This window comes from Mycobacterium sp. 2YAF39, assembly GCF_052114565.1.
Lineage (GTDB): Bacteria > Actinomycetota > Actinomycetes > Mycobacteriales > Mycobacteriaceae > Mycobacterium.
The window spans coordinates 106032-130035 of record NZ_JBFREZ010000012.1; the positions used below are offsets into that span (position 1 = coordinate 106032).

19 protein-coding genes are annotated in these 24004 nt (G+C 64.6%); 10 read left to right on the plus strand and 9 right to left on the minus strand.

Annotated features, from left to right (window positions below; genetic code table 11):
- The first annotated feature begins 1 nt into the window (after position 1).
- Positions 2 to 838 (plus strand): enoyl-CoA hydratase-related protein, encoded by an 837-nt coding sequence (locus AB4Z42_RS26080; RefSeq protein ID WP_442012135.1) that lies wholly within the window; start codon positions 2 to 4, stop codon positions 836 to 838.
- Here the strand turns inward: AB4Z42_RS26080 and AB4Z42_RS26085 are convergent, their stop codons facing one another.
- The 3 genes from AB4Z42_RS26085 to AB4Z42_RS26095 all read right to left on the minus strand — a co-directional run bounded on the left by AB4Z42_RS26085 (position 839) and on the right by AB4Z42_RS26095 (position 5013).
- Positions 839 to 2500 (minus strand): FAD-binding protein, encoded by a 1662-nt coding sequence (locus AB4Z42_RS26085; protein WP_442012136.1) that lies wholly within the window; start codon positions 2498 to 2500, stop codon positions 839 to 841.
- Positions 2494 to 3855: an aromatic ring-hydroxylating oxygenase subunit alpha gene (locus tag AB4Z42_RS26090; protein WP_442012137.1), complete on the minus strand. Its 1362-nt coding sequence runs from the start codon at positions 3853 to 3855 to the stop codon at positions 2494 to 2496. Before AB4Z42_RS26090 ends, AB4Z42_RS26085 begins: the two co-directional genes overlap by 7 nt.
- 93 nt (positions 3856 to 3948) lie before the next feature.
- The gene (locus AB4Z42_RS26095) at positions 3949 to 5013 is read right to left on the minus strand and encodes an amidohydrolase family protein (RefSeq protein ID WP_442012138.1); all 1065 of its coding nucleotides are present in this window, start codon (positions 5011 to 5013) and stop codon (positions 3949 to 3951) included.
- 23 nt (positions 5014 to 5036) lie between these two features.
- Between AB4Z42_RS26095 and fadD1 the strand changes: the two genes are divergently transcribed.
- Entirely contained in the window at positions 5037 to 6614 is a 1578-nt protein-coding gene (gene fadD1 / locus AB4Z42_RS26100; protein ID WP_442012139.1) for a fatty-acid--CoA ligase FadD1, read from the plus strand.
- Here fadD1 and AB4Z42_RS26105 read toward each other — a convergent pair.
- The 3 genes from AB4Z42_RS26105 to AB4Z42_RS26115 are packed head-to-tail and all read right to left on the minus strand — an operon-like array spanning position 6611 to position 8938.
- A complete protein-coding gene (locus AB4Z42_RS26105) occupies positions 6611 to 6844 on the minus strand; it encodes a hypothetical protein (protein ID WP_442012140.1) in 234 nt (77 codons plus the stop codon). The two genes, fadD1 and AB4Z42_RS26105, sit on opposite strands and share 4 nt — an antisense overlap.
- Positions 6845 to 6894: 50 nt before the next feature.
- Entirely contained in the window at positions 6895 to 8094 is a 1200-nt protein-coding gene (locus tag AB4Z42_RS26110; protein ID WP_442012141.1) for a cytochrome P450, read from the minus strand.
- Between the two features lie 10 nt (positions 8095 to 8104).
- A complete protein-coding gene (locus tag AB4Z42_RS26115; protein WP_442012142.1) occupies positions 8105 to 8938 on the minus strand; it encodes a mycofactocin-coupled SDR family oxidoreductase in 834 nt (277 codons plus the stop codon).
- A 49-nt stretch (positions 8939 to 8987) separates the two neighbouring features.
- On the opposite strand from AB4Z42_RS26115, the gene AB4Z42_RS26120 reads away from it, so the two are divergent.
- The 5 genes from AB4Z42_RS26120 to AB4Z42_RS26140 all read left to right on the plus strand — a co-directional run bounded on the left by AB4Z42_RS26120 (position 8988) and on the right by AB4Z42_RS26140 (position 13872).
- A complete protein-coding gene (locus AB4Z42_RS26120; RefSeq protein WP_442012143.1) occupies positions 8988 to 9584 on the plus strand; it encodes a TetR/AcrR family transcriptional regulator in 597 nt (198 codons plus the stop codon).
- A 176-nt stretch (positions 9585 to 9760) separates the two neighbouring features.
- A complete protein-coding gene (locus AB4Z42_RS26125; RefSeq protein ID WP_442012144.1) occupies positions 9761 to 10189 on the plus strand; it encodes an MmpS family protein in 429 nt (142 codons plus the stop codon).
- Positions 10186 to 13095, plus strand: coding sequence for an MMPL/RND family transporter (locus AB4Z42_RS26130; protein WP_442012145.1), 2910 nt, complete (start codon positions 10186 to 10188; stop codon positions 13093 to 13095). Before AB4Z42_RS26125 ends, AB4Z42_RS26130 begins: the two co-directional genes overlap by 4 nt.
- A complete protein-coding gene (locus tag AB4Z42_RS26135) occupies positions 13092 to 13421 on the plus strand; it encodes a DUF732 domain-containing protein (RefSeq protein WP_442012146.1) in 330 nt (109 codons plus the stop codon). The genes AB4Z42_RS26130 and AB4Z42_RS26135 overlap by 4 nt, the downstream gene beginning before the upstream one ends.
- A gap of 10 nt (positions 13422 to 13431) precedes the next feature.
- Positions 13432 to 13872, plus strand: a complete 441-nt coding sequence (locus AB4Z42_RS26140) for a DUF5078 domain-containing protein (protein WP_442012147.1) — start codon at positions 13432 to 13434, stop codon at positions 13870 to 13872.
- Positions 13873 to 13888: 16 nt separating this feature from the next.
- Here AB4Z42_RS26140 and AB4Z42_RS26145 read toward each other — a convergent pair whose 3' ends face one another.
- On the minus strand, positions 13889 to 14797 hold the full coding sequence (locus AB4Z42_RS26145) for a hypothetical protein (RefSeq protein WP_442012148.1): 909 nt from the start codon (positions 14795 to 14797) through the stop codon (positions 13889 to 13891).
- Positions 14798 to 14981: 184 nt separating this feature from the next.
- Between AB4Z42_RS26145 and AB4Z42_RS26150 the strand changes: the two genes are divergently transcribed.
- On the plus strand, positions 14982 to 15617 hold the full coding sequence (locus tag AB4Z42_RS26150) for a cutinase family protein (protein ID WP_442012149.1): 636 nt from the start codon (positions 14982 to 14984) through the stop codon (positions 15615 to 15617).
- Positions 15618 to 15755: 138 nt separating this feature from the next.
- Positions 15756 to 18632 carry an MMPL/RND family transporter gene (locus AB4Z42_RS26155; RefSeq protein WP_442012150.1) on the plus strand — a complete coding sequence of 959 codons (2877 nt, stop codon included), beginning with the start codon at positions 15756 to 15758 and terminating at the stop codon, positions 18630 to 18632.
- Here AB4Z42_RS26155 and AB4Z42_RS26160 read toward each other — a convergent pair.
- Positions 18629 to 19927, minus strand: coding sequence for an acyltransferase family protein (locus tag AB4Z42_RS26160; RefSeq protein WP_442012151.1), 1299 nt, complete (start codon positions 19925 to 19927; stop codon positions 18629 to 18631). The genes AB4Z42_RS26155 and AB4Z42_RS26160 overlap by 4 nt on opposite strands.
- Positions 19928 to 20128: 201 nt before the next feature.
- On the opposite strand from AB4Z42_RS26160, the gene AB4Z42_RS26165 reads away from it, so the two are divergent.
- The gene (locus AB4Z42_RS26165) at positions 20129 to 20797 is read left to right on the plus strand and encodes a glycoside hydrolase (protein WP_442012152.1); all 669 of its coding nucleotides are present in this window, start codon (positions 20129 to 20131) and stop codon (positions 20795 to 20797) included.
- Between the two features lie 24 nt (positions 20798 to 20821).
- Here AB4Z42_RS26165 and AB4Z42_RS26170 read toward each other — a convergent pair.
- A partial coding sequence (locus tag AB4Z42_RS26170; RefSeq protein WP_442012153.1) for an amino acid adenylation domain-containing protein occupies positions 20822 to 24004 on the minus strand: 3183 nt, incomplete at its 5' end.

Consider the following 24004-nt stretch of genomic DNA (forward strand, 5'->3'; position numbering starts at 1 on the left):
AATGACACTGGAGCGGCGCGAGCTGGAAGCAGTGATCTACGAGCGTGAGCCGCCGATCGCGCGGATCATTCTCAACCGGCCGGACAAGGCGAACACCAAGGACGCCCAACTCGTGCAGGAGGTCGACGCGTGCTTACACGAGGCCGATCGCGACAAGGAGATCAAGGTCGTCATCCTCAAGGCGAACGGCAAGGGCTTCTGCGGCGGGCACGTCGCACGGTGGGGTCCGGACGAGAACCCCTACCCCGACTTCGGGGACACGTTCGAGGACCTCTACAAGGGCACCGCGGACCTCTTCCTGTGGCCGACCCTGTACCTGTGGGAGTTCCCGAAGCCGACGATCTCGCAGATCCACGGCTACTGCATGGGCGGCGGGATCTATCTGGGGCTCCTCACTGACTTCTGCGTCGCCTCCGAGGACGCCTACTTCCAGATGCCGCTCGCGCAGAGCCTCGGCGAACCCGGCGGTCACACGATGATCGAGCCGTGGCTGTTGATGAATTGGCACCGCACCATGGACTGGCTTCTGCTGGCGCCGACGCTGTCCGCACAGGAAGCTCTCGAGTGGGGGTTGCTCAACAAGGTGGTGCCGCGCGATCAGCTCGAGGACACCGTCGAGGAGATGGCCCGCAAGATCGGCCAGATCCCGCTGACCACGTCGATGGCGGTGAAGAACAACGTCAAGCGGGCCTACGAGCTGATGGGTATGCGTGTGCATCTTCAGGTCAGCCACATCCTGACAAACATGGTCGGGGCGGCCACCGACGTTCAGGAGCGCAGACGAAAGCTCATCGACTCCGGTTTGAAGCCAAGGGATTTCATCGAAGACGACGGGTAGTCACTTGCCGGCTGCGTGCCGGGCCGCGACGTAGCCGAAGATCATCGTGTTGGCGATGCTGCCGCCCGCGCCCAGATAGTTGCGGCCCATCACCGTCGCGGTGATATTGCCTGTCGCATAGAGGCCCTCGATGACCTGGTCCTGTTCGTTCAGCACCTGGGCGTGCTCGTTGGTGATCACTCCCCCGCAGGTGCCGACGTCGGCCGGGAAGACCCGGGTCGCGTAGTACGGGGCCCTATCCAGTGGGCCGACCGACGCGTTCGGCTTGTATCCCGGATCGCCGAGGCAGACGTTGTACGCCGACTGGCCACGCCCGAAGTCGGGGTCGAGACCCTTGGCCGCGAACTCGTTGAAGCGGGCGACCGTGTGTTCCAAAGCATCTGCAGGCACGTCGATCTGACGTGCCAGCTCGGCGAGCGTGCCGGCGCGCTTGACCGCGCCCTGGTCGATCAGCGCATCGGAGATGGTGCGTTTCTTCAGCGGATTGGCACCCGACACGTAGCGCCGGACGTAGCCCTCGTCGAAAACCTGCCAACACGGCACCGCCTTGTTCGCGTACATCGCCTTGCCGACCTCGACATAGGAGTTCGACTCGTTGCAAAACCTCTTGCCGCTGCCGTCGACGTAGATCGCGCCGGGGCGCTGGCGCCCGGACCCCAGCGATGCCGCGCCCGGATCCTGAATGAACACCATCGGCAGCCACCAGGCCTCGTCCAGCAGGTCGGTCCGCGCGCCGAGCGCCATCGCGGTCTGCAACACCTCGCCGGTATCGCCGGCGTTGGCGATCGACCATTTGCCCTCGTTGGGCTGGTCACCGCTGTAGCGGCGGCGCATGTCGGCGTTGCGGCTGAATCCGCCTGCCGCCAGGAGAACTCCCCTGCGCGCCTCGACGTTCAGCGCCGCGCCGTCCCGGATCACTCGCGCGCCGACGACGCGCCCGTCGTCGACGATGAGGTCGTCCATCGTGGTGTTGATCCAGATGGGCGGGTCGGAGCGGATGTCCATCACGGCCCTCAGGATCTGCCCGATGAACGACGCGCCGTTGGTGAGGATCTCGCGGTTCCGGAGCCGGGCCGCCCTGGTGCGCAGGAACACCCGCATGGCCACCGCGAACGCCTTCGGCGATCGATTGAAGTACTGCACCGCGCGCAACTCGTTGGTCTTGATCACGAAGCCGTAGTTCTTGCCCATGGACGGCTGGACCTTATCGCTCCAGTCCCCCAGCGCCGAGGCGTCGTACGGCACGCCCTCGACCGAGCGGCCTGCGGAGTTGCCGCCCTTGTGGTTGGGGTAGTAGTCACTCCAGCCCGGGCACCGCACGAGCCGAACACCTTTGTGGACAAGCAGATTGATCATCTCGTTGCCCGCGGTGAGGAATGTCTCACGCCGTGCGGCCGATGACGCTTCGCCGATATCGCCGACCACGTCGTCGAAGTAGGCCAGGCCGTCCTCGTGTGTATCGGGTATCCCGTCGGCACGCATCAACGGATTGTTCGGTAACCACACCATGCCGCCGGACATCCCGGTCGACCCACCGACCAGGCCCTGCTTCTCAATAACCAGCGGTTCGATCCCCGAGTCGAGTGCCGCAAGCGCAGCGACCATCCCGCCGCCGCCGCTTCCCGCTATCAGAAGGTCGACCGACTCGTCCCACTTCACCATGTGGGGACCTCTTCGGAGAGCCCGAGGTCGGCAACGGGGACGTCGATGGTCGTGTTCGTCTTCTGCATCGCCGGGACGAGGCTCTCGTACGGCAGGCCTGCGAGGAAGCCGTCGATGACACGCTCGAAGTTGGAGATCAACCCCTCGATCTGATGTGACAACCGCATGTATTCGAATCCCTTGGCGTGTAACCCTTTCTGTTGCTCGGGAAGGTTGGAGAAGTCCTGCGCCGGGATCATGGGCCAACTCGGATCGTCGGGCGCAAGGGGCTCGGGTTTTGCCGGCTTGCCCTGCGAGCGATCGTTCGGATAGCGAGTGAGCGACCAAACCTCGAACAGCGTCTCCTCGGGACCGAGTGGACGAATCCGGTACGACGACGCGCTGCTGTACTGCGGCAGGATGAAGTAGTGCGGAAAGCAGAACCCGATTGCGTCGATCGCGCGCCGGCGGTCCAGGTCGTTGAGGTCGGGGAAGTCGCAGTCGCGGGCCCTGTGCCATTTCGTGACCGCGTCGTTGACCGCGCCGCGCCAGGTGGCCATCGCCGCGGCCGGATCGTCCGGCAGCGACATGTGTTGCAGCCCTTCGGCGATCCGGATGTCGTTCTCGTGGGTCATACCGCCCATGCCCGATCCGAGGGTCCGCATGAAATACAGGCTCGCCTGCACGGCAGGATGCACTGACGACCCATCGGGGCTGTACGCGGACGGCAGCAACTGCGGATGCGTCTGCGGTACGTGATAACCCTCCATGAACGCCTCGGTCGCCAGCTTCCAGTTCACCGGAAGCAGGCACGACTTCCACCATTCGGTGCGCAATGCCTCGACCTTGAATTCGTCGTGCCGGGAGGCGAACGGTTCGATGCAGTCGCGCAGCGGGGGTGCGTCGTCGTCGAGATTGATCCACGCGCAACCGCCCCACAGCTCGCACCGGACCGGGGCAAGTCCGAGATCGTCGGCGTCGAGATTGGCGTCGTCGAACATCTCCGAACGCAGCACGAAAGTGTTCTTGCCGTCCAGTCCCCAGCACCATCCGTGGAAGGGACAGACGAAGGTGCGCCGTGACCCGCTGCCTTCGACCAGCTTCATACCGCGATGGCGGCAGGAGTTGTAAAAGGCGCGCACGGTGCTGTCGTCGACGCGGACGACGATGATCGACTGGTCCAGGATCTCGTATTCGACGAAATCGCCGGCCTTCGGAATCTCCTCCAGCCGGCACGCCATCTGCCACACCCGCGGCCAGAACAGTTCGTTCTCCAGGGCGTAGAAGTCCTGGTCGTAGTAGCGCTGCTTGGCGATGCGGTCGACGCTGCGCACCGCCCACGGCACCGGGAGCGGTGCCCACTCCACGTCAGCCATGTGCTCACCCCATCACGCCGCGACGGCCGGTTTTCGTATCTTAGCAAAAATAGCAAGAAGGACCCCGGCGCCGGTGACGAATGGGGCGGCCGTTCAGTTCAGGGAGTAGAAGCGCTGGGCGTTCAGCCCGCCGATCTTGGCGCGGGAGTCCTCTGCGATATCCGGACGGTTCCTCAAATGCTCTGTGCTGTGCGGCCATTCGCCGTCCCAGTGGGGATAGTCGCTGGCGAACATGATGAAATCGTCACCGAGCACGTCGATGACGCCGGGCAGAATCGGCTCCTCGGGTTCGCAGGTCGTCCAGATATTGCCCGCCTGCAGATACTCCTGCGGCTCGCGCTGCCAGCCGGCCTCGATCCAGTCGCCGCGCTTTTCGAAATGCTCGTGGAGGCGGTCGATGAAGAACGGCACCCACCCGACGCCCGCCTCGAGGAACGCGACCCGCAGGCCGGGGTGCCTGTCGAAGACGCCGCCGGAGATCAGCGCGGTCATCGCTGTCATCTGGTCGAACGGGAAGCTCACGCAGTGCACCTGGATGTAGTTGGTGAACCGGTCGACGCCGACCTTGGGCAGGTGCATGCCGGGAGCGCCATGGATTCCCAGCGGCATGTCGAGTTCGACGGCGGCGGCGTAGAACGGGTCGAGGTCGGGATGGTCGAGATTCCGCGTCTTGAGCGCTGGCGGGACATGGGTCGCGACGAGCCCGAGCTCCTTGGCCTCCCGCATGACGTCGATCGCCACGGCACCGTGCTCGATCGGGGCCACCGCGATTCCGCGGAGCCGCCCGCCCGTCGGACGGCAGTAGTCCGCGATCCACCGGTTGTAGAGCCGCGCAAATCCCGCGGCGAACTCGGGATTCTCCAGCGTCGGCGCACACAGTCCCAGGCTCGGATACAGGACCATCGTGTCGATGTGGTCGCGGTCCGCGTCGCCGAGCACGCCGGCCGGGGACGAGTAGTCGATGCCGGGTGCCGTCGACAGCCCGTGTTCCCGGGGGCAGCCGGCGCCGGGGCCGTCGGCCTCGGGATAGTTGCGGCCCTCGATCACGAGAGCCCGCCCGTCTTTTCTGGGCACGATGAGTTCGGGCCAGCGCTGCATCGCTTCGGTCGCCAGCGATGCTCCCTCGGCGACGTGACCGTCGGCGTCGATGATCCGCATGGGTGGATGCTAGAACTACCTGCATGCCCTGCGAGACAATCCAGCAATTGCTGCGCGAGCGCGCATCATCAGACACCGTCGCTATCAAGTACGGCGACGGAAGCTGGACGTGGCGTGAACACCTGGGCGACGCGTCGGCACGGGCCGCGGCACTGCTTGCGCTAGCCGACCGCGACCGCCCACTGCACGTCGGCGTGCTGCTGGGCAACACCCCGGAATTCCTGAACCAGATGGCGGCCGCGGGCCTTGGCGGCTACGTGCTGTGCGGGATCAACTCAACGCGCAGGGGCGACGCGCTCGCCGCCGACATCCGGCGCGCAGATTGCCAGATCGTGGTGACCGATGCCGAGCATCGGCCGCTGCTGGACGGTCTCGACCTCGACGGGGTGCAGGTTCTGGACACCTCGAGCGACGAATGGGCCGCCATGCTCGCATCGGCAGGCGATCTGACGCCGTTCCGCGAGGTGGACCCGATGGACACCTACATGCTGATCTTCACGTCCGGAACAAGCGGCAACCCGAAGCCCGTGCGGGTTTCGCATTTCATGGTGTTGATGTCGGGCCAGGCACTCGTCGAGAAGTTCGAGGTCACCGAGGACGACACCTGCTACCTGTCGATGCCACTGTTCCATTCCAACGCGCTGGTCGCGGGCTGGGGTGTCGCGGTGGCCAGGGGCGCGGCGATGGCGCCCGCGAAGTTCTCGGCGTCGAACTTCGTCGAGGACATCCGCCGCTACGGCGCGACGTACATGAACTACGTCGGTAAGCCGCTGGCCTACATCCTGGCCACGCCCGAGGCGCCCGACGACGCAGCCACGCCGCTGCGCATCGCATTCGGCAACGAAGCCAGCGACCGGGATATCGAGGCGTTCCAGCGGCGGTTCGATTGCACGGTGTGGGACGGGTTCGGTTCCACCGAGAACGCGGTCATCATCACCCGGGAAGAGGGCACGCCGAAAGGCTCACTGGGCAAAGGGTTCCCGGGCGTGGCGATCTACAACGCCGAGACGGTCACCGAATGTCCGCGTGCACGCTTCGACGCCGACGGTGCACTGATCAACGCCGAGGAGGCGATCGGCGAACTCGTCAACACCGACGGACAGGGCTTTTTCACGGGCTATTACAACGCCGACGACGCGACCGCCGAGCGGATGCGGCACGGCATGTACTGGTCGGGCGATCTGGCGTACTGCGATGCCCACGGCTGGATCTATCTGGCCGGTCGCAGCGGTGATTGGCTGCGCGTCGACGGGGAGAACATGGCGGCCGCCCCCATCGAACGGATTCTCATCCGGTTGCCCGATATCAACCTGGTGGCCGTCTATGCGGTGCCCGACGAGAATGTCGGCGACCAGATCATGGCGGCGGTCGTGCTCAACGACGGTGCCACCCTCACACCCGAGCGTCTGGAGTCGTTCCTCGCGGCGCAGTCCGACCTGTCCCCCAAGGCATGGCCTCGGTACATACGCATCGCGTCCGCCCTGCCGACGACCGCCACCCACAAGGTGCTCAAACGCGACCTCGCGGCACAGGGCCCGACTCCCGGTGATGGCGAGCTATGGGTCCGCGAACCGCGCGGCACCCGCTACACGCGCGCCTAGTACTGGCCCAGCGGCCTGCAGAAGTTGGTGATCGGATTCCAGTACTGCCCGGGCGGACAGTTCAGCGCGACCGCGTTCTTGCAGGAGTTGGAACCCGGGTCCCAGTACTGCCCGGGCGGGCAGTTGATGGGCTGGGGCTGCGCCGCACCGCTAGCCGCGGTCACGACCGAGAGCGCCGCGATCGGGGCGGAAACAGCCGCGACGATCGCCGTACGAAGTAACTTTGACATGCTCATTAGCTGCCCCGAAATCGACGATTTCAAACCGGCCGGCCGGGCATTCAGCCGACGACGATGCGCAGCTTCTCCCAGCCGCGAACCGTCGATGTCGGTGCCAGCTGCGCCGTTTCGTAGTCGATGCCCCATTCGGGCCAGCGGTTGAGTAACTCGTCGAGCGCCACCCGCCCCTCCAACCGCGCGAGGTTGGCGCCGAGACAGTAATGCAGGCCCTTGCCGAACGTCAGGTGCGAACCGCTGCGGTGAATGTTGAAGGAATCGGGGTCCTCGTAACGCTCAGGATCGCGATTGGCGGCCCCGAACAGAAGGAGCATTGCGCTCCCCGCAGGCACCGTTTGGCCATAGGCCTCGAAATCTTGTGCCATGTAACGGGCTACGTGTGGGCCGGTCGGTTCGAAGCGCAACGTCTCGTCGATCGCGGGGTTCAGCAACGAGCGGTCGCGCTGGATATCGCGGCGCTGATCGGGGTGCTCGGCAAGCACTTTGGCGAGCCAGCCGATGAGCCGACCGGTGGTCTCGTTACCCGCGCCCGCGACGACCTGCGTGTAGTGCAGCACCTCTTTTCGGTGGAGCTTGCGCATCACACCCTCTTCGTCGGTGAACTCGACGTTGAGCAGGGCCGTCATCAGGTCGTCGGACGGGTTCTTGGAGCGCCATTCGACGTAGTCGGCGTACATCCGGCCGTCGGCGATCGCGTCGGCCTTGGCCACCTTCATCGGTGCACCCGGCTTGGTGCGCAGGTTGGCGTCGTTGCGGTCACGGAACCCGACCTGATCGGACTCAGGGATGCCCAGCAACATGCCTATGACACGCATCGGCATCATCGCGGCCAGTTCGGCGACGATGTCGAAGCTGTCCGAACCGACAAGGGGGTCAAGGCATTTGATGCAATAGCTGCGGATCTGATCCTCGATCTCGGCCATCCTGCGCGGGGTGAACACGCGTGCCATCAACCCTCGCAGCATGCTGTGGATCGGCGGATCCTCGAACATCATCACGCCTTTGGGCATGTCGAAATCGGACTTGACCAGCTCGAGAATGTCACTGCGCTGATTGGAGAAGGTCTCCCAGTTGTTCAGGGCCTTTTCGACGTCGACGTAGCGGGACAACGCCCAGAAGTCGTACTGCTCGTTGTAGTACAGCGGTGCCTCCACGCGCAGGCGCGCGTACGTCGGATACGGACTCGCCACGATGCCGACGTCGTAGGGGTCGTAATACACCTGGGTGTCGTTGGTGGTCGTCACGTGAAATCCCCTATTTCAGAAGGCTGCCGGCGTCCACGGGCAGGGTGACGCCGGTGATGTAGCGGGCTTCGTCGGAGGCGAGGAACAGCACCGCATTGCTGATGTCGACGGGCTCCACCCACGGAATCGGAAGGAAGTGGAAAGACTGGCAGATCGGCGCGAGGTCGTCGGGTCCCGGATTCTCCAGATCGGGACGGAACAGTCGGTAGGTGGGCTCGTTCATCAGCAGCGGCGTGCACACATGTGTCGGATGAACGGTGTTGACGCGAATGTTCTTGGCGCCCAGTTCTACTGCGAATGTTCGCATCAGGCCGACGACGCCGTGTTTTGCGGCGATGTAATGACCGACCTGGGGGTAGGCCTTGGTGCCGCCGACCGAGCTGGTGATGATCACCGAGCCGCCGCCCCCCGCGAGCAGGTGTGGAACGCCGGCCTTGACGGTTTTCCACACACCGCCGAGGTTGATGTCGATCGTCTCTTCCCAGATGTCCTCGCGCATCTTGTGCAATTTGACGCCCGTCGTGCCGATGCCCGCGTTGGCCACGACGATGTCGAGGCGGCCGAGTTGTTCGACACCGCTGTCGACGGCTTCCTTCAGTGCGTCGTAATCGCGGACGTCGACCTCGGCGGTCACGATGCGCCGGTCCAGGTTCTTCACCATGTCGGCGGTCTCGGCAAGGTCCTCGGGGGTGGCGGCGGGCGCGGTCGAGTCGTCGAACCCGCGGCAGATGTCGATCGCGATGATGTCGGCGCCCTCCTGGGCCAGCCGCACCGCGTGGCTGCGGCCCTGACCGCGAGCCGCCCCGGTGATGAACGCGACCTTGCCTTCTACCCGACCAGCCATCCGACGCTCCTCCATTGTTGGGCGATCGCCCAACATCTAGACTGCGGCCATGTCTAGCAGCACCGTTGGCGAGCGGTCAAGAGGTGGACGCGCGTCGGCGACACGCGATGCGCTCATCAGGGCGACCGCCCAGGTGATGCTCGAGGAGGGCTATGCCGCGGCGACGTCGCGCAGGGTCGCAGCGAAGGCAGGCGTGAAGCCCGCACTGGTCCACTACTACTTCCCGAGCATGGACGATCTGTTCCTGGCTGTGCTCCGAGACGGCGCCGAAACCAACCTCCTGCGTCAGCGCCAGGCGCTTGCCGATTCCGAGCCACTGCACGCGCTGTGGCGACTCAACAGCACGCACGGAGCGCGCCTTTTCATGGAGTTCATGGCGCTGGCCAATCACCGCAAGGCGATCCGCAGCGAGATCGCAGCGTATGCGGAGCGTTTCGGCGATGCCGAGGAGAGCGCCGTCATGCTGGCGTTGCGCGCGCACGGGGTCGACGTGGCCGCCTTTCCGCCGGTGGTGATGTCTATGATCGTCACAAGCCTGGCGCGCATTGTGCTGCTGGAACGTGGACTTGGAATCACCCGTGGTCACGACGAGGCCGAAGCCTTCATAAAGCACTATCTCGAACGCTTCGAACTGCCTGCGTCGTGACTCGTGGCGTGACCCAAACCGCAAGCTCACGCCCGTAGTGAGCAGCAGCACAAAAACTTGAGATAACGTGTGGCGGGTGAGAACTTATATGGGCTAAGTTACGCACAGCTGAACGACAGCAACCGATACGAACTCGAGGGCGCATATATGGGTGGCACGGGCCGGGGGCGATCGGTTTGATCGGCCTCGCCAAGAAACTCTGGATTCCGCTCGTCATCGTGCTTGTGGTGGCCGTCGCGGGATTCACCGTCCATCGCGTCCGCACATTCTTCGGCGCCGACGGCATCATCGTGACGCCGAAGGTCTTCGCCGACGACCCCGAGCCGTTCGACCCCAAGGTCGTGAAGTACGAGATCTTCGGTTCGGGCTCATACGCGGACATCAACTACCTGGATCTGGACGCCAAGCCCCAGCGCATCGATGGCGTCGGCCTGCCGTGGTCGCTGACCCTGCAGACCACGGCGCCGTCGGCCGCACCGAACATCGTCGCCCAGGGCGACGGATCCTCGATCACCTGCCGCATCACCGTCGATGACGAGGTGAAGGACGAAAGAACCTCCAACGGCTTGAACGCTCAGACGTTCTGCTTTGTAAAGTCCGCATGAGCGTGCCGACGAGCGAAGCGCCCACCGAGGCGTTTCCGCCCGCCAAAGACACCGCGCGGCCATTCATCCCCCGGATGATCCGCACGCTGGCGGTCCCGATCATTCTGATCTGGATCGGCGTAATCGCCCTGCTGAATGTGGTTGTGCCCCAGCTGGAAGTGGTCGGGCAGATCCGAGCGGTGTCGATGAGCCCGGATTCCGCGCCGTCGATGATCGCGATGAAACAGGTCGGCCACACATTCGAGGAGTTCAATTCCGACAGCTCGGCCATGATCGTGCTGGAGGGTCAGCAGCCACTCGGCGACGACACACGTGCGTTCTACGGCGAGATGATCCAGAAGCTCGAGGCCGACAAGAAGCACGTCCAGAGCGTTCAGGACTTCTGGAGCGATCCGCTGACCGCCTCGGGCGCCCAGAGCAGCGACGGCAAGGCCGCGTACGTCCAGGTGTACCTCGCGGGCAACCAGGGTGAGGCGCTGGCCAACGAGTCGGTCGAGGCCGTGCAGAAGATGGTCGACGGAATGAAGCCGCCGCCGGGCGTCAAGGCATTCGTCACCGGGCCGGCCGCGCTGGCGGCCGATCAGCACATCGCCGGCGACCGCAGCATGCAGATGATCGAGCTCGTCACCTTCACGGTGATCATCGTGATGCTGCTGCTCGTGTACCGGTCGATCGTCACCGTGCTGTTGACCCTCGTCATGGTCGTCCTGCAGCTCGCTGCGGCGCGCGGCTTTGTGGCCTTCCTCGGATACCACGAGATCATCGGCCTCTCGACCTTCGCCACCAACCTGCTGGTGACTCTGGCCATCGCGGCCGGTACGGACTACGCGATATTCCTCATCGGCCGATATCAGGAGGCCCGCGCGTCCGGCGAGGACCGCGAACAGGCCTACTACACGATGTACCGGGGAACTGCCCACGTGGTGCTGGGCTCCGGTCTCACCATCGCGGGCGCGACCTTCTGCCTGAGCTTCACCAGGCTGCCGTACTTCCAATCGCTGGGTGTGCCGCTGGCGATCGGCATGACGGTCGGCGTTCTGGCCGCGCTGACGCTCAGCGCCGCCATCATCGCTTTCGCGAGCCGGTTCGGCAAGATACTCGAGCCCAAGCGCACCCTGCGGGTGCGCGGATGGCGGAAGGTCGGCGCCGCCGTCGTCCGGTGGCCCGGTCCCATCCTGGTGGGCACGATCGCCCTTTCGCTGGTCGGCCTGTTGACGCTGCCCGGCTACCGCACCAACTACAACGACCGCAACTATCTGCCCGCAGATCTGCCTGCGAACGAGGGTTACGCGGCGGCCGACCGGCATTTCTCGCAAGCGCGGATGAACCCCGAACTGCTGATGATCTCCAGCGACCACGATCTGCGGAACTCCGCTGACTTCCTGGTCATCGACAAGATCGCGAAGGCGGTGTTCCGGGTACCGGGCATCTCGCGGGTCCAGGCCATCACCCGGCCCGACGGCAAGCCGATCGAGCACACGTCGATCCCGTTCCAGATCAGCATGCAGGGCACCACCCAGCAGATGAATCAGAAGTATCTGCAGGACCGGATGGCCGACATGCTCGTCCAGGCCGACGAGATGAACAAGACGATCTCGACCATGACGAAGATGTCCGCGCTCACCAAGGAGATGGCGGCGACCACGCACTCCATGGTCACAAAGATGAAGTCCATGACCGTCGATGTGGCCGAATTGCGGGACAACATAGCGAATTTCGACGATTTCTTCCGTCCGCTCCGCAACTACTTCTACTGGGAACCGAAGTGCTTCAACATCCCGATCTGCTGGTCGTTGAGGTCGATCTTCGACACCCTCGACGGTATCGACACGCTTACCGACGACATCCAGAAGTTGATGCCCGACATGGAGCGCCTTGATCAGCTGATGCCGCAGATGGTCACGCTGATGCCGCCCATGATCGAGACCATGAAGACCATGCGCACCATGATGCTGACGATGTATGCCACCCAGAAGGGCATGCAGGATCAGATGGCGGCGCAGCAGGAGAACTCGTCGGCCATGGGTGAGGCGTTCGACGCGTCGATGAACGACGACTCGTTCTACCTACCGCCGGAGGTCTTCGACAACGCCGAGTTCAAGAAGGGCATGGAGAACTTCATCTCCCCCGATGGCAAGTCCGTGCGCTTCATCATCGCCCACGACGGCGATCCGATGACACCGGAAGGCGTCGCCAGGATCGACGCGATCAAACAGGCGGCCAAGGAAGCCATCAAGGGCACACCGATGGAAGGTTCGACGGTGTATCTGGCGGGCACCGCGGCGGTGTTCAAGGACATGTCCGACGGCAGCACCTACGACCTGATGATCGCGGCGATCGCTTCGCTGGGCCTGATCTTCGTGATCATGCTGATCCTCACCCGAAGCGTGGCGGCGGCCGCCGTCATCGTCGGAACGGTGTTGATCTCGCTCGGCGCCTCGTTCGGGCTCTCGGTTCTTATCTGGCAGCACTTCCTGGGAATCGAGCTGCACTGGATGGTGCTGGCAATGTCGGTCATCATCTTGTTGGCCGTCGGCGCCGACTACAATCTGCTCCTGGTATCAAGGCTCAAAGAAGAGCTATATGCCGGGGTCAACACCGGAATCATCCGCGCGATGGGCGGTAGTGGATCGGTGGTCACTTCGGCGGGTTTGGTGTTCGCCTTCACGATGATGTCAATGGCGGTCAGCGAACTCACAGTTATCGGACAAGTAGGAACAACCATCGGACTCGGCCTATTGTTCGATACGCTAGTAATCCGGTCGTTCATGACACCGTCCATTGCGGCACTGATGGGCAAGTGGTTCTGGTGGCCACAGCGAGTACGGGCACGGCCGGTGCCCTCGCCGTGGCCGCAACCACCGCAGCAGTTGGCCCAAGTGGGGCCTGAGGGAGGACAGCAGTGAAGCGTTTACTGGGGGTCGGGATCGCGCTTGCCGCAGCAGCATTGGTAGGGGCAGCGCCGGCGCAGGCCGACGTTGACACCGATTTCACCAACGAGCTGCACACGTACGGCATCTACGGGCAGAAGGACTTCAACGCCTGGATCGCGAAGATCACGTGCAAGCGGTTGAATAAGGGCGTCGATGTGACTGCGGCCGATTCGGCGAAGTTCATTCATGATCAGTTGATCATCGACAGCACCACACAGCAGGCATACCAGTTCCTCGGCGGTGCGTTGCGCCTCTACTGCCCGGACAAGTTGCCGCTTCTCGCCCAAGCGGCGCAGTAAGGAGAACGAGATGTTACGCAAAGCGAGCATTGCGGCAGTCGCCATCAGCTGTGCGGCAATGATCTTCCCCGCCACTGCCTCCGCGGATGCCACCGACGACTATCCGATCCCGAATCGGATCATGAAGACCCCGTGCACCGTCGATCAGTACATGGCCGCCACGCGCGACCAGGACCCCGTGTACTACGAGCGGTACATGATCGACTACAAGAACCGGCCTCTCGATGTACAGACCGGAGCCCGCAACCGGATCTACTGGTTCTTCTCGCTGGACTACGCAGGTCGGCGGCAGTACTCGGAGAACACCGCGACCAACGTCTACTACGAGTTCATGGCAACTCGCTGGGGCAACTGGGCCAAGTTGTTCTTCAACAACAAGGGCGTCGTCGCGCACGCGACGGATGTCTGCATGAACTACCCGCCTGCCGATCCCTCCGTCTGGACCTGGTAGGTAGTCAGCGCCCCGATTACGGGAGCGCGCTGAACAGCGGACTCATCACGACCTGAGCCGGATCCGTCGCAGGTGCTGCAGGCATCGCAGCGGGCTCCGCTGTGGGCGCCACCGCCGGGCCTGGCAACGGCCCATGCTCAGGCTGCGGCGCGACGTCGGCCGGCGCAAGGGCAACCTCGTTCGAAAGCGCCACCACGGGAATCTGCTCCACCGGCGCTCGAACGGTTACCGGCTCCGCAGTTTCCTGGGTGCTGCGGCGCGGTGCTGCCGGTTCGGGGTGCCCGACGACCAGCTGGATAGCATCCGCGACCGGCGATGGGGTTACGGGCACTTGGACGGCTTCGATGCTCACCGAGATCGCCGGATCGGATGCGGGCTGGTTTTCCGCCGACGTGGGCTGCGGCTGACCTCCGAACTCAGGACCCACTACAAACAGCACACTCAAGCCCGCGACGAGCGCCGCGGCGCGCACAGGTGACGCGAACCGGGATTGCTTCCGCATCGCGACCACAGCCGGCAACCGCACCGGAACCGTCTCGGCATTCGACATGACGGCCAGCGCCGCACCCCGCGCGAGCATGTCCTGGTCCGCGTTCGACGCGAGGGCCCTGGCCTCCGCGAGGCGTACCGGGACGACCTTGGCGAACCCCAGGCCGGGCAACGCTCTCAGCACGAGATTCGCCGCCGCCGCGGCGTCGTCCGTCCACGTGACGCCGATCGACGTCAGTTCGTGGCCGCTGGCCGCCGCGATCGCCTGCACCCCGCGCACGGTCGCGACATGGTTGCAGATGTCACCGTCGGCGGCCGAACCACCTGCGACGTCGAATACGTCGTGATCGAGGATCGCCGCATCCGCGCCTGCTCCGTCGAGCACGACCCAGCCCACACTGCCGGACGTCATTGACAGTCCCAGTACCGTCTCCACCGCTGCCACCTTCGTCGGCGAAAATGAATCGAGCCTTAACACCCGGCGCGGTCGACGGTGACCTGCGACAACCGACACGCTAAGCGATGTATCGCAATACCGCGCGTCGTATTACCTCGGGGCAGCTTCCAGGGCGGGTGACCCGACGCTGTGACATCTGCGGGCTTCGAAGCGACGTACAGGTATGACGACGATTCTGCGCCTGCTCGGGCTTCTCGGACTGACGGCCACCGCCCTGCCGATCGCGTTGGCCACGGTGCCGCCCGCCGCCGCGGCGCCCTGCCCCGACGTGGAGATCGTCTTCGCGCGCGGCACCACCGAACCGCCAGGTGTCGGCGGCATCGGAGGAGGATTCGTCGACGCACTGCGGTCGCGACTCGGCGACCGCTCCGTCGGCGTCTACGCAGTCAATTACCCGGCCAGCCGCGATTTCGGCAGCAGCACTTCCGCAGGTGGCAACGATATGAGCGCTCACGTCCAGTCGATGGCCGCGGATTGTCCGAACACGCGGATGGTGCTCGGCGGCTATTCGCAGGGCGCCGCCGTCGTCGATCTGGCGACCAGCGAGATGCCGCCCGCCGTCGCCGACCACGTCGCCGCGACCGCCATGTTCGGCGGCCCGAAAAGCAGCCTGGCAGATGCCTTGTCACCCGGTCCGCTGCCCACCGTCGGAGCCCTCTACGCTGGCAAGACCGTCGATCTGTGTGTGCCCAACGACCCGATCTGCTTCGAGGGCGGACGGGACTGGGGCGCACACGGCGCGTACATCCAGTCGGGAATGGTCGATCAGGCCGCCTCGTTCGCTGCGGGGCTGCTGTAGGTGACCGCAAACGAGCTGGATCTGGTAGACACTAAGCCAGGCTTATCACTGTAGGGAGGAGCTCCGCGAGGTGCCCATCTGTGTTCAGGCTGGGTGCCATTTCCGCGAAGCAGGCCGATCGCGCCGATTGACCGCCCGATGAGTGCTCCGACCCTCGATCCCGCCGCGCCACCAAAGGACGAACGGCGCACCGGCATCGCCAAGTGGATCCGCCGGCTTGCGGTCCCGATCATCATCGGCTGGATCGTGATTGTCGGGATCATGAACTCCACGGTGCCGCAGCTCGAAGTGGTCGGGCAGATGCGGTCGGTGTCCATGAGTCCGTCCGAAGCGCCGTCGGTAATCGCGATGCAGCGCGTCGGAACAGTCTTCGAAGAGTACAAATCCGACAGCGCGGTGATGATCCTTCTCGAGGGAGACAAACCGCTCGGCGCGGACGCGCACCAGTTCTACGACAAGCTCGTCGACAAACTCGAAGCCGACACCAAACACGTCGAGCACGTTCAAGACTTCTGGGGCGATCCGCTGACCGCCACCGGCGCCCAAAGCTCCGACGGCAAAGCCGCATACGTGCAGGTGTACCTCGCGGGCAACATGGGCGAGGCGCTGTCCAACGAGTCGGTGCTGCAGGTGAAGAAGCTCGTCGACGAGTTTCCCGCGCCGCCCGGCATCAAGGTGTATGTGACCGGAGGCTCCGCGCTGGCCGCCGACCAGCAGATCGCGAGCGACCGCAGCGTCAAGATCATCGAGATAGCCACGTTCGTGGTGATCATCACGATGCTGATGCTCGTCTACCGGTCGATACGAACTGTCCTGCTCGTGCTGGTGACGGTGGTTCTGACGCTGTCGGCGTCCCGCGGTGTGGTGGCCTTCCTCGGCTACCACGAGCTGATCGGGTTGTCGGCCTTCGCGACGAACCTCCTTGTCACGCTTGCGATCGCCGCGGCCACGGATTACGCCATCTTTCTCATAGGCCGATACCAGGAAGCGCGATCAAACGGCGAAGACCGAGAATCGGCCTACTACACGATGTTTCACGGCACCGCGCACGTGGTGCTCGGCTCGGGTATGACGATCGCGGGTGCGACCTTCTGCCTGTCGTTCACCCGATTGCCCTACTTCCAGACACTGGGCGTCCCGCTGGCCGTGGGTATGACCACCGGCGTGCTCGTCGCCCTGACGCTGGGGCCGGCGATCATCACCGTGGCGAGTCGGTTCGGCACGATGCTCGAACCCAAGCGCGCCATGCGCATTCGGGGCTGGCGCAAGATCGGCGCCGCGATCGTCCGGTGGCCGGGCCCGGTCCTGCTCGGCACCGTCGCACTGTCCCTGGTCGGACTGCTCACCTTGCCCGGGTATCAACCCAGCTACAACGACCGCAAGTACCTGCCGCCGGACCTGCCCGCGAATCAGGGCTTCGCCGCGGCGGAACGCCACTTCTCGGCCGCCACCATGAACCCGGAACTGCTGCTCATCGAGAGCGATCAGGACCTCCGCAACTCGGCGGACTTCCTGGTGATCGACAAGATCGCCAAGGCCATCTATCGCGTGCCCGGCATCGGCCGGGTGCAGGCGATCACCCGGCCGGACGGAAAACCGGTGAAGTTCAGCACGATTCCGGCGCAGATGAGTTTGGGCGGTGTCGGTCAGGACCTGAATCGCAAGTACAACCAGGACCGCATGGACGACATGCTCAAGCAGGCCGACGAGATGCAGGTGACCATCGACACGTTGACGCGAATGTCGTCGTTGATGACCGAGATGAGCGCGACCACCCACAACATGGTCCAGAAGACCCGTGACATGACCGTCGACATCGCTCAATTACGGGACTACATCGCCAATTTCGACGATTTCTTCCGCCCGATCCGGAATTACCTCTACTGGGAACCGCACTGCTTCAACATCCCGATGTGCTTCGCCATGCGATCGGTGTTCGACACGCTCGACGGCGTCGATACGACGACCCAGGACGTCCAGGAGTTGCTCCCCGATCTAGAACACCTCGATACGCTGCTGCCCCAATTGGTGGAGTTGATGCCGTCTCAGATCGAGACGATGAAGACCATGAAGAACATGATGCTGACCATGCACGCCAGCCAGGGCGGCATGCAGGATCAACAGGCGGCGCTGTCGGAGAACCAGTCGGCGATGGGCGACGCGTTCAACGACTCCTGGAACGACGACACGTTCTATCTGCCACCGGAAATCTTCGACAACCCGGAGTTCAAACGGGGTATGGACAGCTTCATCTCACCGAACGGTCATGCGGTCCGGATGATCATCCAGCACGAGGGTGATCCGCTCAGCGCGGACGGCATCGATCGCATCGAGGCGATCAAGCACGCGGCCAAGGAGGCGATCAAGGGCACGCCGCTCGAGGGCTCCAAGATCTATGTCGGCGGCACCGCCTCGGCCTTCAAGGACATGCAGGAGGGCAACAATTACGACCTGTTGATCGCGGGCATCCTGGCGCTGGCGCTGATCTTCACCATCATGCTGATCATCACCCGCAGCCTCGTCGCGGCCGCCGTCATCGTCGGCACCGTGGTGTTGTCCCTGGGGGCGTCGTTCGGTCTGTCGATCCTGATCTGGCAGCACGTTCTCGGCATCGAGCTGCAATTCATGGTGATGGCGATGGCGGTGATCATCCTGCTGGCCGTCGGCGCCGACTACAACCTTCTCCTGGTCGCCCGGTTGAAGGAGGAGCTGCCCGCGGGGGTGAACACCGCGATCATCCGTGCGATGGGCGGCAGTGGATCCGTGGTGACCGCGGCCGGTCTGGTGTTCGCGTTCACGATGATCTCGATGACGGTGAGCGAGCTGACGGTCGTCGCTCAGGTCGGTTCCACGATCGGAATGGGCCTGCTCTTCGACACATTGGTGATCCGCGCGTTCATGACCCCGTCGATAGCGGCGCTCCTCGGCAGGTGGTTCTGGTGGCCGCAGGTCGTGCGGACGCGGCCCAAACCGGTGCCGTGGCCGAAGCCGCCGGAGCAACTCGTCCAACGTTAAGTGCGCACCTTCGACCCGGCGCAGATCCGCGCGGCGGTCGCAGCGACCATGAAGCATCCGAGTGTCCCCAGCCCCGCGACATCGCCGAGGCCGTTCTTGGCGAGCAGCACCAGCGCCACGCCCGCGAGGACGATGAGCACACCGGCAGCGGTCGATCGGGCACCGGTAGCCGCGACGGGTGCGTCCCACCACGGCAGCCGTCGATGCTCGAGTGGCGAAAGCAGCATGAACATGGCGAACATCACGACCGCAAACACGACTGCCCGCAGAGCCAGCATCGCCCAAAAGTACGGCGCGTCAACGTCATACGCATCGAACCCGACGGCGTGCATGGCGAACGTGGCGACCGCGATCGCGGGGATGTGCCAGAGGTAGAGCGTCATCGCTCCCCCGTTGCCCATTGCGACGACATACCAGACACGGGGCCGCTCGGCCCACCGCCGAATCGCGCCGGCGGCGGCCACGAACAAGCACGACATCCATGTGCAGTGCAGCGCGAGCAACAACGTCGGCGGTGACACATTGGAGACCCGCTCCGTCCCCGTGACGACCAGCGAGACGTCGTAGGGCCCGACTGCGGCGACCACGAGTTGCGCGGCGAATGCCGATGCGGCCGCGCCCAGCGCCGCACGCGAGCCGAGCAGGCCTCGTGCGTACGCCACCCCGATGACCATCGGGATCAACCAGACGACGACGAAGTTCGCGACGCCCGCCATCGGCTCCCCGACGGCGAATCGAATCGCGTCGAACGCCGCGGCGATGGCGATCAGCGAGCCGACCGCAACCGCGACCGTGCGGCCCGTCGACATGCGCGTCAGGGCGGGAACGAAGGCCAGCACGACGAGGTACACGCCGAGGAACCACAGCAGCGCCACACACTCGCGTCCGATGCTGGCCGCGGAGTCGGCTCCGAGGATTTGATAGGTCGCCAGAATGCCGACCGACCATGCGGCCAGGTACCAGAACACGGGCCTACACAGTCGCTGCGCCCTCTTGACCAGCCATGTCCCCCATGACGCGCCCTGATGCCAGCCGTAGGCGCCCGCGGCGCCGCCGGCCAGGAAGAACAGGGGCATCACCTGGACGATCCACGTGATCGGTGCGATCGCGGGCAACTCGCCGAGGAGGTTGCCGATCCGCAGGCCGCCGTCGATCGTGGCGAGCAGCAGCGCGCAGTGACCGAACATCACCACCACGAGGGCGCCGAGCCGGGCGACGTCGACAGCGCGGTCGCGATCAGGAGGGGTCTCGGCGGCGACCTTGCCGACACCGGACACGGACTTGGTGAGCATCATGCGTTCAGGATGCCGTCCCGCCGACGACTGTGGATGAGTAGTACTACGCGATCGCGACCCAACACTCCGTGCCGGCGAATTTTTGTGGGGATTTCGATGCCGTCGAACCCGCTGGCCGCGGAACTCACTGGGGGGTGGAAAACCATAAGAGACCACCAAGACTGCCATGCGGCGGCGGAGACGACAGTAAAGTGCTGATCCGTGGCGAGAAACCTGCTAGCTAACGGCCGTGGCCGCTGGCTGGCGGTCGTGGTCTCGCTGGTCGTCTCCGGCGGCATGCTCTATGCGCAGAACGCCGCCAAGCCGCACAGCGAGGACGTCGCGGCGGTCGCACCCTCCTCCGAGGAGGCCGCACCACCGGCGAGCACACCGATGACCATCCCCGCCGAGGCCGAGCTGCTGGCGGCGAGCGCTCCCGCCGCTGCCCGCGAGCTGCCGTTCGAGCTGCCCAAAGGCGTCGCCCCCGAAGAGGGCTTGCAGGTCAGGACCATCTGGGCAGCCCGCGCCATCAGCGTGATGTTCCCCGAGATCACCACCATCGGCGGGTTTCGCCAGGATGCGCTGCGGTGGCATCCCGAGGGATTGGCGATCGACGTGATGATCCCGAACCACAACAGCCAAGAGGGCATCGAACTCGGAAACCAGATCGCGGGGCTGGCATTGGCGAACGCGAAGCGGTGGGGCGTGCTCCACGTGATCTGGCGCCAAGGTTTCTACCCGGGCATCGGCGCACCGAGCTGGACCGCGGACTACGGCAACGAGACCGCCAACCACTACGACCACGTCCACATCGCCACCGCGGGCGGCGGTTACCCGACCGGGAACGAGACCTACTACTACGGCTCGATGAGCCCCATGCCGTCGAACTGATCCATCGAGCGTCGAGCTAGACCGCTAGAGCAGACCCAGAAGTTCAAGGTCGGTCACGTACTTGACGATGACCGCCGCAGTGATGTGCGGGATGTCGTTGTCGGGACCGATCTTCGCTTCCTGCACGGCAGCCCGGAAACGATCCGTCGGCCCATAGGAACCCAGCGTCGGCTCCGGTGCCTGCGCGTCGTCGACCGCTGGTAGCACCGCCTCCAGCATCTGCAGCACCGTCTGTCTGCGCTGTTCATCGGGCAACGCTCGCAGCCCGGTCTCGAACCGCGCCAACCACTCCTCGAAGTCGCCGATGCGCTCGATCGGGTAGCCGGCCTCGATCAGCCAGTCGACATATTCATCGAGTCCGATGCCGTCGTCGTGCGGGTTCATCACGTGATAGGTGTCGAATCCCTCCGCGCGCCGAGCACCCAACGTCGCTATCGCCTCAGCGACGAAATCCACTGGCAGCCCGTCGAAGTGCGCACGCTGGCGGTTGCCGTCAGCGTCGAGCTGGTAGAACGAAACCGGCGCGACACCGGTGGCCACGACGCTCAGCGCCAACCGGGCCGCGTTGTCGGAGACATTGAGCTGACCGGCGTACCTCGTGTCGGCCATGATCATGCCGCAACGGAACACCGCCACCGGCACCCCGCACAGGTCATGGGCCTCGCGCAGCAGTACCTCACCGGCCCACTTGCTGTTGGCGTAGCCGCTGGCATAACCACCGTTGATCGCTCGGGTAGGACTGATGTCTCGAATGTCGGCATCCTCGGTGAATGTGGCCGGCTCGATCTGTTGGCCGACGTTGGCGGTCGACACGAATGTGTAGCACTTGAGCTTGTTGGTCAGCGCGAACCGGATCAGCTCCGCGGTACCCACGACGTTCGGACCGAACAGTTCGGTGTAGGGCAAGACGCCGTTGACGAAGGCCGCCGAGTCGACAATCAGGTCAACGGTATTGGCCAGACCTTGCCATGTCGCGGAGTCCAGACCGAGATCGGGCTTGGCCTTGTCGCCGGCCACGACTTCCAGATGCTCGGCGGCCAACTCGTGGAAATGCGCCAGCAGGTGCGGGTCACCGCCGTCGAAGGTCTTCTCCAGCCGCCGGCGCGCGTCCTCATCGTCCTTTCCTCGCACAAGACAAATCAGTGTGCCGCCGTGCACGCTCATCCGTTCCAGCCATTCCAGCGCCAGATTGCGCCCGAGGAAGCCGGTCGCGCCCGTGAGAAGGACGGTTCGCAGCTCGCCGCCTGGTCGGGGCAGTGTGGGGGCGTCGGCGAGGATTGTGTCGTCGATGAACTTGTCCAACGTGAGTTCCCGGGCATGCACTTCGGCGGCGCCGTGGCCGTGCACGGACGCAAAGCTGGGGCCGTTGATTGCGGTCGCCGTGGTGCCATCTCCGTCCATTTGCCGGCTCAGGCCAGCGACGGTCGGCGCCTCGAACAGGGTGTACACCGCGAGTTGGGCATTGAGGGCCGTGTTGACCGCGGCCACCACCCGCATCGCCGACAACGAATCCCCACCCAATTCGAAGAAGGAGTCATCCACCCCGACCCGTTGCAGCCCCAGCACCTCCGCGTAGATCCCTGCGATGATCTCCTCGGTGTGAGTGCTGGGAGCCCGATACTCGCCGGCCGTGTACTCCGGCTCAGGCAACGCGCGGGTGTCGAGCTTGCCGTTGGATGTCAGCGGCAGCGTCTCCAGCTCCACTATTGCCGCGGGCACCATGTAGGGCGGTAGCCGATCTGCCAGCAGGGAACGGACGTCGGCCGAGTCTGCCGCCCCCGTGACGTATCCGACCAGACGTTTGTCGCCGGGGCGATCCTCGCGGGCGATCACCACCGCCTGCTCCACACCCTCCAATTCAGTGAGGGCGGTTTGGATTTCGCCGAGCTCGATGCGATAGCCGCGGATCTTGACCTGGTCATCGGCCCGGCCGACAAAATCGAGCTGGCCATCCGGGCGCCAACGCACAAGGTCTCCGGTGCGATACATCCTTCTTGGCGCGGTCCCCGGTTCCGCGAACGGGCACGCCACAAACCTTGACGCGGTCAAACCGGTGCGTCCGACATAGCCGACGCCCACGCCGTCACCGGCGACGTACAACTCCCCGACCGCGCCCTCGGGGACAGGTTGCAACCACTGATCGAGTACGAACAACGCCGCGGTCGATACCGGCGAGCCGATCGGCGGTGTGCCCGAGCCGGGCGCCAGCGGCGCACTCATCGAGGCATACACCGTGGCCTCGGTAGGGCCGTAGGCGTTGATCATCAACCGACCGGGCGCCCACCGATCCACCACTTCGCCCGGAAAGGCCTCACCACCAAGCAGCAACGCCACCGACTCCAACCCCTGCGGGCGCAGCGCAGCTACGGCAGTAGGTGTTTGCGTAAGCACGTTGACCTTTTCGGCGATCAACAGGGCGTGGAATTGTTCAGGTGCGCGCACGATCTCGTCAGGGACCACGACCAACCGGCCACCATGCAACAGCGCACCATAGATCTCCCACACCGAGAAGTCGAATGCCAGCGAATGACACTGCACCCAAACCTGCTCAGCGGGAAGACCTTCGGGCGGTGAATCGACCAAATGGGCCACGTTGTCATGGGTGAGTGCAACGCCCTTCGGTGTCCCAGTCGTGCCCGAGGTGTAGATGATGTACGCGACGTTGGCCGAGTTTTGCACCGGCAGGGCTGTGTTCGGGTAGCTGTCGACGCAGGAATCATTGACATCGATGACCAGCAGGTCCCGCCCGCCCAGCTGTGGCCGCAGATCCGCGGTGGTGATCGCGGCGATCGGTGCGGCGTCGGTCAACATGAACCCGACCCGGGAGCCCGGTAGCGTCGGGTCGATCGGCAGGTACGCCGCACCCGTCTTGAGCACCCCCAGCATCGCCATGATCGCCTCAGCCGAGCGCGGCAACAACAACGCCACGCAGTCACCCGGACCGATGCCGCAATCAGCCAGCAGGTGCGCCACCCGGTTCGACGCCTCATCAAGCTTGCGATAGGACGTCGACACATCACCGCACGTCAGTGCGACAGCCTCTGGTGTGGACTCGACCTGGGCGGCGAACAGCGCCGGGATCGATCCCGACACCGGCGCCGGGGCACTCAACAATGCGCGGTTGCTGATCCGATCCAACCGGGCATGTTCATGCTCATCGAGCACTTCAATCGAGGACAACCGCCGGGTCAGATCGGCGGTCATCAC